Genomic DNA, 12,564 nt, shown 5'->3' with positions numbered 1-12,564 from the left:
AGATGTCCCTTCCCCGGAACTGCCAGGATTTCACCGTCGATCGACCGTATCCGCTCTCCGGGTGTCGCGGCGAGGCATTGTCCGGTGTACGCCGTTTCCGGGGCCGGGAATTCGGATCCGGCCGGGGTCACCGGGGCCGGTCGACGGCGGACCCACCGGCTGGCGGGCCGACCGTTCCTTCCGAAGGCGGATCGGGCCACGTCACGGGGCCGTACGATGGCGCGGTGCTGGTCAAGTGGATTCGCTGCACCGTCGTGGACCCTCATGGGTTCGAACGAGGGCAGCGGAAGTGGGCGGGGCTGCTGGGTGAGCCGGGATTCCGGAGTCAGGGCGGTGGATGGAGCAAGGCGAGGCCGCACGTCGCCCATGTCTTCTCCTTCTGGGAGAGCCGGGCGTTCTACGACTCGTTCATGGCCCGCTCGCACGATCGGCTGGCGTCCGGGCAGTCAGGGACGTACAAGGACTTCCAGGCCACCCTGTTCGATCATCGCTTCGACGTGAAGACGGGGTTCGAGCCGCGGTTCACCGACGTCGACGTGGTCCGGGTCGCCCACTGCCGGGTCCGCGCGGACCGGGTCGAGCACTACGCCCTGATGCAGGAAAAGGTGTGGAACCCGGCGATGGCGGGATCCCCCGGCATGGTGCGCGGGCTGTTCGGCGAGGCGTCGGGGAACGAGTTCCTGGTGATGTCCATGTGGCGGTCTGAGGCCGAGCACGGCAAGTACCGCCGGGAGCGGGTGGAACGGCTGCTGCTGCGCGCCCAGACCGAGGCGGATGTCGCGGCGCTCACCGGTGACGTGGTCCGGCTCGAAGCCTCATGGACGGTCTGAGTCCCGGACAGGCCCGGCGCGGAGAGCTGCTGGGCCGCAGGTCACCCGGTGTGTACGCCGGATGGACTCGGCCCGCCGCCCCGGTCCGGTCCCGTCCCATCTAGGGTCGGAGCATGGCAAGACCGCGACGCATCGTCCTCGTCAGACACGGAGAGTCGGAGGGGAACGCCGACGACACCGTGTACGAACGCGAACCCGATCACGCGCTGAGACTGACCGCCAAGGGACTGGCCCAGGCCGAGGAGACCGGCGGATGGCTCCGGGAGCTGTTCGGCGACGAGGCCGTCAGCGCCTATGTCTCGCCCTACCGGCGTACGCACCAGACCTTCCGGGCCTTCGCCCTCGACCCGGGGCTGGTACGGGTACGGGAAGAGCCGCGGCTGCGTGAGCAGGACTGGGGAAACTGGCAGGACCGGGAGGACGTACGCCTGCAGAAGGCGTACCGCGACGCGTACGGGCACTTCTTCTACCGATTCGCGCAGGGCGAGTCGGGTGCGGATGTCTACGACCGGGTCGGGGCGTTCCTGGAGAGCCTCTACCGGAGCTTCGAGTCGCCCGACCACCCGCCCAACGTGCTCTTGGTGACCCATGGGCTGACGATGCGACTGTTCTGCATGCGGTGGTTCCACTGGACGGTCGCGGAATTCGAATCGCTCGCCAACCCGGGCAACGGCGAGACGCGGGTGCTCAAACTCGGTGCGGACGGGCGCTACACCCTCGACCGGCAGTTCGAACGCTGGCGGACCCCCGAACCGTACGGCGTCACCGGATAGAGTGGCAGGAAGATGACCGCTGACTCCTCTCATGACTCTCCTGGCTCTCGCGACACTCACGGCCGGCGCTTCGAACGCGCCCTCGGCAGTCTGCGGGGACTGTCCGTGGGGGACGCCCTGGGCTCGCAGTACTTCGTGCCCGCGAACTATCCCCTGCTGAAGCGGCGCGAGCTGCCGCCGGGTGACTGGCAGTGGACCGATGACACCGAGATGGCGTCCTCGGTGCTGGCCGTGCTCGCGGATCACGGCCGGGTGGACCAGGACGCGCTCGCCGCTTCCTTCGCCCACCATCACGACTTCGACCGCGGCTACGGTCCCGCTGTCAACCGTATGCTCCGACTCGTGCGAGAGGGAGGCGACTGGCGAGAACTCGCCGCCGCGCTCTTCCAGGGGCAGGGCTCCTGGGGCAACGGGTCGGCCATGCGGATCGCGCCGCTCGGTGCCTGGTACGCGGACGACCCGGAGCAGGCCACCCACCAGGCCGAGATCTCCTCCTACACCACCCACCAGCACCGTGAGGCCGTCGTCGGGGCGATGGCGGTCGCCGCGGCTGCGGCCCTCGCCGCCGATCCGGCCGGGACGCCCGCTCCGGGGGATCTGCTCGATGGCGTCATCGCGCTGGTGCCGCGCAGCGCCGTCGGCGCGGGTCTGCGACGGGCGCGGGACATGCTCGACTACGGCGACGCCGGGACCGTCGCGGCGGTCTTGGGATGCGGCAGGCGGACCAGTGCGCACGACACCGTGCCGTTCGCCCTCTGGTCGGCGGCCCGCTCGCTCGGGGATTTCGAGCGCGCGTTCTGGACGACGGCGCAGGCGGGCGGCGATGTCGATACGACCTGTGCCATCGCCTGCGGCGTGGTCGCCGCGGGCGGGGCGGGGCGGCCGCCCTCCGGCTGGCTGGGGCGCACGGAGCCGCTGCCGGACTGGCTGATGGCGGTCTCTCCCGCGGAGTGACCGTCTCGAGAGGCTTCGGGGCGGACCGTACGGAGGGTCGGTGATCGTACGGGGACGGGCGCGGTCTATCGGCGCTGGCAGTCGAAGGAGGACCTGGTCGCCGACGCCCCGCGGGCCGGACTGCCGGCACTGGACGAGATCGACGACCACGGAAGCGTTTGCGAGGACCTCGTCCGGCTCTGTCTGCGGCTGCGGGACGCGACGCTCCCGGTGGGGTCTCGCCATCCGTTCCGTGATTCACGAGTGCGACGCGTCCGCCGCGGCGAGATTTCACGGCGTGATCATCAGCCAGGTCATCGAGCCGTCCATGCGCCTCCTCCGTGAGGTGATTATCCGTGGTCTGGCCCGTGCCGACGTGCGGGCCGACGCGAGCGACGGCGTGGTCCTGGACGTGATCCCCGGGCTGATGATGTACCGGTCGAAGGTGTGCGGGAGCTAATGGCCGGACGAGGACATCGCGGCGATGATCGATCAGGTGATGGTGTCCCTGCTCCGGCCGAACAGGGGCTGACGGTGGGCGCGGCGACCCCGCTCCGATCGCCACTCGGGGGCGGGGCTGCGGGGTCGCCGCGGCATCACCCGGGACCGTGATCGGAATCCGGTTGCCGTCGCAGGGGTGCGGCGGCGTACGCTTGCTGGCGCCATGCCGTACGAACCACCCACTCACACAGTCGAGCGCTCGATCCGGGCGACCACCGGCGCCAAGGTCATCGCCGGTGTCGACGAGGTCGGACGCGGTGCCTGGGCCGGTCCCGTCACGGTGTGTGCCGCGATCACCGGACTGCGCCGACCGCCCGTCGGGCTCACCGACTCCAAGCTGCTCAGTCCGAAGCGTCGGAACGAACTGGCGATCGAGCTGGACACATGGGTCACGGCCCATGCGCTGGGGCACGCCTCGCCGGAGGAGATCGACGCGCTCGGGATGACCGCCGCCCTGCGGCTGGCCGCCTGCCGCGCGCTGGACGCACTGCCGGTACGCCCGGAGGCCGTCATCCTCGACGGCAAGCACGACTACCTCGGAGATCCCTGGCGCGTGCGTACGGTGATCAAGGGGGACCAGTCCTGTATCGCGGTCGCGGCGGCCTCGGTGCTCGCCAAGGTGCGCCGGGACGCGATGATGGCCGAACTGCCGGGGGAGTTCGCCGATTTCGCCTTCGCGGCCAATGCCGGATACCCCTCACCCGTACACAAGGCCGCTCTCGACGAGCTGGGCCCCACGCCCTATCACCGGCTTTCGTGGGCCTATCTCGACGCGATGCCGAAGTGGCGGCACCTGAAGAAGGTTCGGAGCTCCGCCGAGGCGGCAGAACGCGAAAGCGGGGGCCAGCTCGGCTTCGACTTCTGAACCTGCCCTGCCGGCGGGGGGCCGGTGCACGTAGACGCCCACCCGCCGATGCCGTTCGAACCGGCATTTGATAGACATCCACCCATGCCTCTCCCTCCCGAGGAGCCTCAGATTCACGAGAGCGCCCAGGGTCCCCGCGTCACCCCGGCCACCGGCCGCACCGCGTCGACCCCCCGTCCCGTACCCGGCCCGCGTTCCATGGCCTCGCCGCGACCCGGAAACCCGGGCCCCGACCGGCCCGCACCGCCGACGCCGCGTACGCAGCCCTCCGCAGGACAGCCGCAGGCTTCCGCGCCGGAGAATCGTTCCCAGCCGCAGATCCAGCTGATCCCCGCTCCCGTGGACGGCGCGCTCGACGCCGCCGACGAAGCGGTGGACCTGCTGCTCGACACGGGCCGAGCCCCGGGCGATGTCCTGGTGCTCACCACCGGCGAACCGCACCCGTGGGCAGCGCACGAGCTGTCGTTCGGTGAAGTCGCCTACTGGGCCCAGCACGACGCCGGTGACGACGTCTTCTACGCGGCTGCCACCGCCATGGAGCGGGCCTCGTCCCGCGCCGTCGTCGTCGTCGCGCTCAACGGCGGTACCGATGACGACGCCACCCGCGCCCTGGGCGCGGCCACCGCGAAGGCCGGTGCTCTGCTGATCGTGTGCGGTGATCCCCAGCGGATCAACACCACGCTCAGCGCCGGCGTCTGACCCATACGGCTCGCGCGGTTTCCTACGGGTCTCGCGGTGAGATCCGTACACGGTCCGGCAGCCCCGCCGACGGGGCTGCCGGACCACCGTACGGCGGACGAACCGTCGTGCGCGCGCCATGCGGTCGATGCCGGGCGCTTCGATGTCCGGCATCGCCGGGCCGGTCGCTGTCGGGGTGAACTCCGGCCCGCCCAGGTGCCTCATGAGACCCGACGCCCCCGCCGTGCGCGCCTGCACACGCCTGACGGCCCAGGCGGAGGCCGGACCGTCAGGGGCGGCGAAAGAAAAGAGCAGCCGGCGTCAGCGCGCTGCCGTGCGGCGGAGCGCCTCCGGCGCGCCACTTGCCGTACGCAGCTCCGGCGGCTCACCCCCCGAAGGGTCGGAGAGATCGCCGGGCGGTGAGGTGGAACTGGGACGCCGGCCACCGCGACCCTCGCCCAGCACCTGCCAGCCGCCACGGGTGAGAGTGATGTACGCGCCACAGCGCAGTCCGTGCAGGGTGCAGGCGTCCCGCAGTCCCCACATCCAGGCGCCGTCCTCCTCAGTCCACCGCTCATCGCCCTCGCGGCAGTAGAGCAGCACGGCGGTACGCACCGGGGTGCGGCGCCGTAGATCGTGGGGAATCACTCGGCGCAGATGGGCCAGTAGCGCGTTCCGGAACTCCCAGCCGTCCACCGGGGCGGAGCGCCGTGCGAACGAGGCGCTCGCGGTGAGCCGCTCCTCGTGGTCGAGCACGGCCACGACGGCGGTCGCCGGCGTCGGCCGGTGCCGGGAGTGCAGTCCGCTGACCACCTCACGGGGGTTGCGCAGTAGGGGAATGCCGGCGGCGGCCCACTCGGCGGGTTCGAGCATTCTGAGACGGCTGGCGGAGCTGGCGGCGTTGGTCAACGAAGTGGCTGCGGACGAAGCGAATCCGAAGGTCACGTTCCTCCCTTCGCATACGCGCCCACAGAGGGGGCAGGGTCGGGTGAGGGCGCGCCCCGGCACAGCCCTTCGAGGACCGCGAACAGACAGTGCGGGGAGCATTCCAATTCTCGCCGCCCCGTCGGCGCGCGGCAACGAGCAATTTGGCGCCAGCGGCAGGAATCGGCGGTTATGACTCTCATATCCCTGCCCCAAATAACCACGTCGACCCCTTCGGTGGCCAGGTCACCTCACCCTTGAACCGCGAGGACCAGCGGAAACACGCCTTTCGCGCCAGCCTGGCGCAGCAATCGGGCCGTCACCGCCAGAGTCCAGCCACTGTCCGAAAGATCGTCTACTAGGAGTACGGGCCCGGCCGCCGCCGCGACCGCCTCAGCCAGCGCGGTGGGGACCGTGAACGCCTCATGAAGGGCCCGCACCCGCTGCGCGCTGTTGGTGCGCGAGATCCGGGCGTCCTGCCCCTCCGGTGTGTACTCCACCGATCCGAGCAGGGGCATCCGGCCGATCTCGGCGATACGGGCGCCGAGGGAGCCGACCAGCAGCGGCCGGTGGCGGGAGGCCACGGTGACCACACCGGCGGGCCTGGCGGGAGCGTCCGGTGCGCCGGACGCCCAGCCACCGGGGGCCTTCGCCCAGTCGGTGAGCACCGTCACCACGGCGGCCACCACATCATCCGGGACAGGTCCGTCGGGCGACTGGGCCGCGAGCATCGGGCGCAGCCGATTGCCCCAGCCGATATCGGAGAGCCGGCCCAGCGCCCGGCCCGTCCATGCCTGCTCCCCCTCGCGGACGCGGCCCTTGAGATCAATACCCACCGCCGCGAGACCGGTCGGCCACATCTTGCGCGGCTCCACCTCCACACCCGGCCTGCTCAGCTCACCCCGAGCGGCGTCCAGGGCGGCGTCGGAGACCTTCTCGCTGAAGCGACCGCCTGCGCAGTTGTCGCAGCGCCCGCAGGGGGCCGCCTCCTCGTCGTCAAGCCGGAGCCGTAGGAACTCCATGCGGCAGGCCGTCGACCGCGCGTACTCCCGCATCGCCTGCTGCTCGGCCTCCCGCTGCCTGGCCACCCACGCATAGCGCTCGGCGTCGTAGGACCACGGCTGACCGGTGGTGGTCCAGCCACCCTTCACCCGGCGCACCGCACCGTCCACGTCGAGCACCTTGAGCATGGTCTCCAGACGGGTGCGCCGCAGCTCGACCAGGGGCTCAAGCGCCGGCAGTGAGAGTGGCCGGTCGGCCCGCGCCAGCACATCGAGGGTGCGGCGGACCATCTCCTCGGGAGGGAAGGCCACCGAGGCGAAGTACTGCCAGATCGCCTCGTCCTCCTTGCCCGGCAGCAGGAGCACCTCCGCGTGCTCCACCCCGCGGCCGGCCCGGCCCACTTGCTGGTAGTAGGCGATCGGGGAGGAGGGGGAACCCAGGTGGACCACGAAGCCCAGGTCGGGCTTGTCGAAGCCCATGCCCAGCGCGGAGGTGGCGACCAGCGCCTTGACACGATTGGCGAGCAGGTCCTCCTCGGCCTGCTGGCGATCGGCGTTCTCCGTGCGGCCGGTGTAGGAGGCGACGACATGGCCGCGCTGCCGCAGGTAGGCGGTGACCTCCTCGGCCGCGGCAACCGTCAGCGTGTAGACGATGCCGGAACCGGGCAACTCGTCGAAGTGGTCGGCCAGCCACGCCAGCCGGGTGGCGGCGTCCGGTAGCTGGAGCACGCTCAGACTCAGGCTCTCCCGGTCGAGCGGTCCCCGGAGCACGAGGGCGTCCGATCCGGCGCCCGTCCCGAGCTGCTCGGCGACATCGGCTGTCACCCGGGCATTGGCCGTCGCGGTGGTCGCCAGCACCGGCACATCCGCGGGCAGCTCCGCCAGCATGGTGCGCAGGCGGCGGTAGTCGGGACGGAAGTCGTGACCCCAGTCGGAGATGCAGTGCGCCTCGTCCACCACCAGCAGGCCGGTGGCGGCGGCCAGCCGGGGCAGCACCTGATCGCGGAAGTCCGGGTTGTTCAGCCGCTCGGGGCTGACCAACAGCACGTCGACCTCGCCCGCCGCCACCTCGTCCTGGACGGTGTCCCACTCCTCGGTGTTCGACGAATTGATCGTCCGGGCGCGGATCCCGGCCCGCGCGGCGGCCTCGACCTGATTGCGCATGAGGGCGAGCAGGGGCGAGACGATCACGGTCGGGCCGCTGCCCCGCTCGCGCAGCAGCGAGGTGGCGACGAAATACACGGCGGACTTGCCCCAGCCGGTCCGCTGGACGACCAGTGCCCGGCGCTTGTCGGCGACGAGCGCCTCGATCGCCCGCCACTGGTCCTCGCGGAGCCGGGCGGTGCCCGTGCCGTCCGAGACGAGGCGGGCGAGCACGGCGTCGGCCGACGCCCTGAGGGTCGCGGGATCGGTGAGGTCTGCGTTGGTCATGCCCCCATGCAACCCGATGGGACCGACAACACGCGAACGAGACGACCGGCCTGTGGATAACGTTATCCACAGGGGTCGCGGAGCCGGGGCGGTCACGGGATCGTCAAGGCCATGAACAAGCACTACGAACCCACCGGTCGCGCCGGTGACAAGCAGATCACCCTGCGCGGCCCGGCCGAGCTGGCCGATGCTCTTCCCTACATGCTCGGATACCACCCGAGCGACTCAATCGTCATCGTCGCGCTGCACGGCAGCCGCGGCCGGTTCGGCGGGCGGGTGCGGCTCGGTATTCCGCGCTCGCCGCAGGAATGGGGGCCCGTCGCCGAGCAGCTCGCCCGCTGCCTGACCGAGGGCAGCGAGCGCCGGGGCGCGCGCCCCGACGGCATGGTCGTCTTCCTCTGCCAGGACCCGGCTGGTCCCGAGACCGGCCACCAGGTGATGGAGCGCCTCCGCCCCCTCGCACAGAAATTACGGACGGCGTGCGGCGGGCTCGACGTACCCGTGTACGAGGCGCTGTGTGTCTCGGGCGGCCGTTTCTGGTCCTACTGCTGCCCAGACGAGCGCTGTTGTCCGGCGGAGGGGAACCCACTGGCCATGCCCGGCACCTCGGTGATGGCCGCCGCCGCTGCGTACGCGGGTGTTCACGTACGGGGATCACTGCGGGAGATGGAGGCGCGGTTGGAGCCCTGGACGGCGGCCGTCACGACCGGCCAGGAGAAGGCGCTGGACGCCGCTGCCGCCGCACTGGTGCCGAGGATCCTCGACGGAGGGGGACGCCGGCTCGTGGCGGAGGAGACCCTCGCGCTCGCCGGCGATCTGATGCGCCGTATCGCCGCGTCACCGTCAGCCCCGAGCTGGTCGGCGGCGGATGCGAAGGACGACCGACTCCTCACCCACGACGAGGCCGCCGCCGTCATCCTCGGCCTCCAGGACCGGGAGACGCGGGACCGGGCCGCGGAGTGGATGGAGGGTCCTGACGCGGGGCCCGCGCTCCGGCTGTGGCGGGCGCTGTCCCGCCGCTGTGTCACGACCTACGCCGAGCATGCCGCCGCGCCGCTCACCCTCGCGGGATGGGTCGCCTGGTCCAACGGGGACGAACCGGCCGCGCGGGTGGCGCTGGGACTCGCGCTGCGCAGGGACCCTGAGTATGTCTTCGCCCGGCTGCTGCACCGGGCGTGCAACGAGGGCCTTGACCCGGAGACGCTGCGAGGCTGCTTCCGTGCGGAGCGGGAGGCGAGAAGGCGCATGGCTGAGCAGCCGGAGCAACAGGAGCTGCCCGACCAGCCCCAGCGGCCCGACCGGTCTGCCCGGCCCGGAGGGCCCGACCAGGGGGAGCTGCTGGAACCGGGGGCGGGGGCGCCGGCCGGAGTGGAGGCCGGGGCTTCCGCCGAGACCTCGGCCCCTGCCGCTGCCCCGGTGTCGCACGTCCCGCAGCGCCGTGAGGTGGCTGGTCCTCATGACCGCCCATGGACCCGGCAGGTGCGTCCCGCCGTCCGCGGGAAGCCGCTGCGGCCGTCGGGTACGGGCCCCGGGCGGCCGGCGCGCACCACTGGCGCCGGGGAGGCCGGACGCGGCGGCCGGCGTGACGTGGGGACGGCGAGCACCGACCCACGGGACACGAGGGGCGGGTGATTTTCGGGAACGAAGGGAGTACGGCGCGAGGCACGGGTCTGTGTGTGGGCGTCTGGCGGGACCTGAGGCGGGCATCGCGTCGAACGATCGGTGAGCCGGCCGGAGCCGGACGGGAGTGCGGGGCAGGCGGTGCCGGGAGGTGCGGGCGGGGGAGGAAGAAAGACGAGCGGCGGACGGTGAAAGGAGTGTTTATCGTCAGGCAGACGACTATGATCACGGCATGTCTCCCTACGACCCGTCGGCCTTTCCCCCCTTCGCTGTCACCGTCGACCTGGTCGTGCTCACCGTGCGCCGTCACGCGCTCTGCGCACTCGTCGTGCGCCGGGGAGAGTCGCCGTTCCAGGGGCGGTGGGCGCTGCCCGGTGGTTTTGTGCGGGGTGACGAGGACCTGGCCGGCGCTGCGGCGCGGGAGCTCGCCGAGGAGACCGGACTGTCCGCCCACGACCCCGCGTCTCCGGAGCTGGGCAGCGGCGCGCACCTCGAGCAGCTCGCCACCTATGGCGATCCGCGACGGGACCCTCGGATGCGGGTCGTCAGCGTCGCGCATCTGGTGCTGGCCCCCGATCTGCCGGCGCCGACGGCGGGCGGGGACGCCAACGGCGCGCGATGGGCCTCCGTGGCCGATCTGCTCGATCAGGAGACCGGGTTCGGTCGGGAGGGTGAGCAGTCCGCCCCGCTGGCGTTCGACCACGCGCGGATTCTGGCGGACGGCGTGGAGCGGGCCCGTTCGAAGATCGAGTACTCCTCGCTGGCCACCGCCTTCTGCCCGCCGGAGTTCACGGTCGGCGAGCTGCGGCGGGTGTACGAGGCGGTGTGGGGAGTGGCCCTCGATCCCAGGAACTTCCACCGCAAGGTGACCGGTACGCCCGGGTTCCTGGTCCCTTCGGGCGGGACGACCACTCGCCAGGGCGGACGCCCCGCACAGCTCTTCCGGGCGGGCGGTGCCACCGTGCTCAACCCGCCGATGCTGCGACCCGAGGTCTGATCCGGGAGTTCGGGCCGCTGGCTCGGACTCCCCGGTGGGCCCCGGTGGGCCGTGACACCCGGGTTCAGGTCCGGTGCGCTAAAAGTCTTAAATGTCGCGCTATCTTGCTGGGGTGGCCGCCCGACCGCCGATCGGTCGTCCCGTCGTCGTGCCCGTCGGCGTCCCCGTCGTCGTTCCGCGAGAGAAGCGATGCTCCAGGCCATCGGACTGACCAGCGACCCGCGGGGGGACCTCCCGCCCGCCGTCGACGACCTCACGTTCGAGGCCAGGCCCGGTCAGGTCACGGCCCTTCTCGGGGCTCCTGGTGCCGGCAAGACGACAGCGCTGCGCCTGATGCTGGGGCGGGAGGCGGGCCGTGGTGTGACCTACTTCCGCGGCATCCCGCTGCACCGCGTCGCTCACCCGGCCCGCGAGGTCGGGGTGCTTCTCGGGGACGCCCCGGGTCACCCCGGGCGGAGCTGCCGGGGCCGGCTCCGTATGCTCTGCGCCGCCGCCGGGGTGCCCCTTTCCCGGGCCGACGAGGTGCTCGAAGCCGTCGGTCTCGCCGGCCTGGCCCAACTGCGCCTCGGCACGCTCTCGCGGGGCATGGACCGCAGGCTCGGCTTCGCCGCCGCCCTGGTCGGCGACCCGCAGACGCTCGTCACCGATGAACTGTCGCGGGATCTGCTCCCCCGTGATCACCAGGAGCTGTACGCGCTGGCGCGGGCCCACGCCGAGCGCGGCGGTACGGTCCTCTGCGCCATGGCCGACCCCAAGGAGGCGGCCCGGCTCGCCGACCGCGTCGTCACCATCGACGCCGGACGGCTCGTCGCCGATCAGGACGCCGCCGACTTCGCCCGCACCAGGCTCCGCCCCCGCGTCGCCGTCCGCACCCCGTACGCCGCCCGGCTCGCCGACCTCGTCCACCGTGAGGCGCGCGCCGCCCGCCGTTCGGTGGAGGTGGCAGTCGGGAGCAGCGGACTGCTCGCCGTCTACGGCAGCACCTGCGCCGAGGTCGGCGAGGCCGCTTTCCGGCACGGCGTACTCGTCCACCGGCTCACCGACGAGGTTGGCGACACCGCGCCCCGTGCGCCGGAACCGGCCTCACCGACCGAAGGGCCCGTCGCCGCCCCGGCACCGCACCCGGCGCTCCCGCCCCGCCCGGCCGGCCGAGCACCCCGCCCGGCCGATCGGCCCCCGCGCACCGCCGACCGAACGTCCTGCCCCGCCCCGAGCCCCGTGAGACCGCTGCGGTACGAGCTGCTGCGGCTGTTCGGCACCCGTACCGCCGTGCTCGTCGTCGGCGCCGTGGTCATCGCCTCCCTCGCCCTCGGTGTGCTGCTCGCCCGGTCCCGCGAGACCCCGGTCGCGGTCGCGCTCACCGCCTGGCCGGAGCTGCTGCCGCTGCCGCCCGCCGCTCTCGGGGCCGGAGTGATCGGGGCCCTCTCCTTCGGCGAGGAGTTCCGGTATCCGGTGCCGGCGACGGTCGGGGGCAACGCCGCCCGGCGGTTCGGCCTCCTGCTCGCCAAGCTGGCGGTCACCGCCGCCACCGCCCTGCTGATCGCGCTGCTCGTCGTGGTGGCCGACGCTCACGCGATCCGTGCGGTGTACGGGGTCGATGCGGTCGCGCTGCCGGAGAGTTGGGCCGCTCCGCTCGCCGCCTGGTGCGGCCTCTGCGTCGGCTGTGCCTGGGCCGGACTGCTCGGCGCCGGGGTCTTCCGCGTCACGGCCGCCGGTGTCGCCGCGGTCCTCGCCGTGCCGGTCGCGATCGCCCCCCTCGTCGAGAAGGCGCTCGTCGTCCCGTCCGCACGATCGGTCGCCGGGCTCCCGGGAAGGCTCCGGGAGTTGGCCTGGGTCCGGCCGCCACGGCAGGTCGACGGCTGGTTGACGGAAGCGCTCCGGGCGATCGCCCAGCCGGTCGGTCTGGCGCTGGTAGTGTCGTTGTCTGTTCTGATCTGCGCGTATGTGTTCACTGGTCTTCGCCGTACGACGCGTTGGTGATCATGATCGATCGCGGCTGCGGTGATCTGTC

The 12,564-nt window shown here is 72.1% G+C and carries 10 protein-coding genes and 1 pseudogene; 9 read left to right on the top strand and 2 right to left on the bottom strand.

What is annotated here, in order from left to right:
- Positions 1-224 precede the first annotated feature (224 nt).
- The 6 genes and pseudogenes from ACH4S7_RS23110 to ACH4S7_RS23085 all read left to right on the top strand — a co-directional run bounded on the left by ACH4S7_RS23110 (position 225) and on the right by ACH4S7_RS23085 (position 4,601).
- Positions 225-830 (top strand): YdbC family protein, encoded by a 606-nt coding sequence (locus ACH4S7_RS23110; protein ID WP_398523125.1) that lies wholly within the window; start codon positions 225-227, stop codon positions 828-830.
- A gap of 113 nt (positions 831-943) precedes the next feature.
- On the top strand, positions 944-1,603 hold the full coding sequence (locus ACH4S7_RS23105) for a histidine phosphatase family protein (protein WP_398523124.1): 660 nt from the start codon (positions 944-946) through the stop codon (positions 1,601-1,603).
- Between the two features lie 12 nt (positions 1,604-1,615).
- Positions 1,616-2,557, top strand: a complete 942-nt coding sequence (locus ACH4S7_RS23100) for an ADP-ribosylglycohydrolase family protein (protein ID WP_398523123.1) — start codon at positions 1,616-1,618, stop codon at positions 2,555-2,557.
- Between the two features lie 39 nt (positions 2,558-2,596).
- Positions 2,597-3,068 (top strand): annotated as a pseudogene (locus tag ACH4S7_RS23095) (TetR-like C-terminal domain-containing protein); the annotation flags it as partial.
- Between the two features lie 132 nt (positions 3,069-3,200).
- The gene (locus tag ACH4S7_RS23090) at positions 3,201-3,902 is read left to right on the top strand and encodes a ribonuclease HII (RefSeq protein ID WP_398523122.1); all 702 of its coding nucleotides are present in this window, start codon (positions 3,201-3,203) and stop codon (positions 3,900-3,902) included.
- An 84-nt stretch (positions 3,903-3,986) separates the two neighbouring features.
- The gene (locus tag ACH4S7_RS23085) at positions 3,987-4,601 is read left to right on the top strand and encodes a hypothetical protein (protein WP_398523121.1); all 615 of its coding nucleotides are present in this window, start codon (positions 3,987-3,989) and stop codon (positions 4,599-4,601) included.
- A 300-nt stretch (positions 4,602-4,901) separates the two neighbouring features.
- Here ACH4S7_RS23085 and ACH4S7_RS23080 read toward each other — a convergent pair whose 3' ends face one another.
- Complete coding sequence (locus ACH4S7_RS23080; RefSeq protein ID WP_398523120.1) at positions 4,902-5,525, bottom strand: hypothetical protein; 624 nt, start codon at positions 5,523-5,525, stop codon at positions 4,902-4,904.
- 230 nt (positions 5,526-5,755) lie between these two features.
- Positions 5,756-7,936, bottom strand: a complete 2,181-nt coding sequence (locus ACH4S7_RS23075; protein WP_398523119.1) for a RecQ family ATP-dependent DNA helicase — start codon at positions 7,934-7,936, stop codon at positions 5,756-5,758.
- 111 nt (positions 7,937-8,047) lie between these two features.
- Here ACH4S7_RS23075 and ACH4S7_RS23070 point away from each other — a divergent pair, with 111 nt between their 5' ends.
- The 3 genes from ACH4S7_RS23070 to ACH4S7_RS23060 all read left to right on the top strand — a co-directional run bounded on the left by ACH4S7_RS23070 (position 8,048) and on the right by ACH4S7_RS23060 (position 12,533).
- Positions 8,048-9,568, top strand: coding sequence for a DUF4192 domain-containing protein (locus ACH4S7_RS23070; protein WP_398523118.1), 1,521 nt, complete (start codon positions 8,048-8,050; stop codon positions 9,566-9,568).
- A 220-nt stretch (positions 9,569-9,788) separates the two neighbouring features.
- Positions 9,789-10,553, top strand: coding sequence for an NUDIX domain-containing protein (locus ACH4S7_RS23065; RefSeq protein WP_398523117.1), 765 nt, complete (start codon positions 9,789-9,791; stop codon positions 10,551-10,553).
- Between the two features lie 189 nt (positions 10,554-10,742).
- Positions 10,743-12,533 (top strand): ATP-binding cassette domain-containing protein, encoded by a 1,791-nt coding sequence (locus ACH4S7_RS23060; protein WP_398523116.1) that lies wholly within the window; start codon positions 10,743-10,745, stop codon positions 12,531-12,533.
- Positions 12,534-12,564 lie beyond the last annotated feature (31 nt).

Source organism: Streptomyces sp. NPDC020965 (assembly GCF_044333555.1).
Classification (GTDB): domain Bacteria; phylum Actinomycetota; class Actinomycetes; order Streptomycetales; family Streptomycetaceae; genus Streptomyces.
This window is presented reverse-complemented; position numbering and strand designations above follow the sequence as displayed.

Excerpts from the sequence above, each read along its gene's own strand:
- ACH4S7_RS23100 (WP_398523123.1), top strand. The coding sequence starts at position 1,616 with ATGACCGCTGACTCCTCTCATGACTCTCCTGGCTCTCGCGACACTCAC.
- ACH4S7_RS23070 (WP_398523118.1), top strand. The coding sequence starts at position 8,048 with ATGAACAAGCACTACGAACCCACCGGTCGCGCCGGTGACAAGCAGATC.
- ACH4S7_RS23105 (WP_398523124.1), top strand. The coding sequence starts at position 944 with ATGGCAAGACCGCGACGCATCGTCCTCGTCAGACACGGAGAGTCGGAG.
- ACH4S7_RS23075 (WP_398523119.1), bottom strand. The coding sequence starts at position 7,936 with ATGACCAACGCAGACCTCACCGATCCCGCGACCCTCAGGGCGTCGGCC.
- ACH4S7_RS23090 (WP_398523122.1), top strand. The coding sequence starts at position 3,201 with ATGCCGTACGAACCACCCACTCACACAGTCGAGCGCTCGATCCGGGCG.
- ACH4S7_RS23085 (WP_398523121.1), top strand. The coding sequence starts at position 3,987 with ATGCCTCTCCCTCCCGAGGAGCCTCAGATTCACGAGAGCGCCCAGGGT.
- ACH4S7_RS23060 (WP_398523116.1), top strand. The coding sequence starts at position 10,743 with ATGCTCCAGGCCATCGGACTGACCAGCGACCCGCGGGGGGACCTCCCG.
- ACH4S7_RS23065 (WP_398523117.1), top strand. The coding sequence starts at position 9,789 with ATGTCTCCCTACGACCCGTCGGCCTTTCCCCCCTTCGCTGTCACCGTC.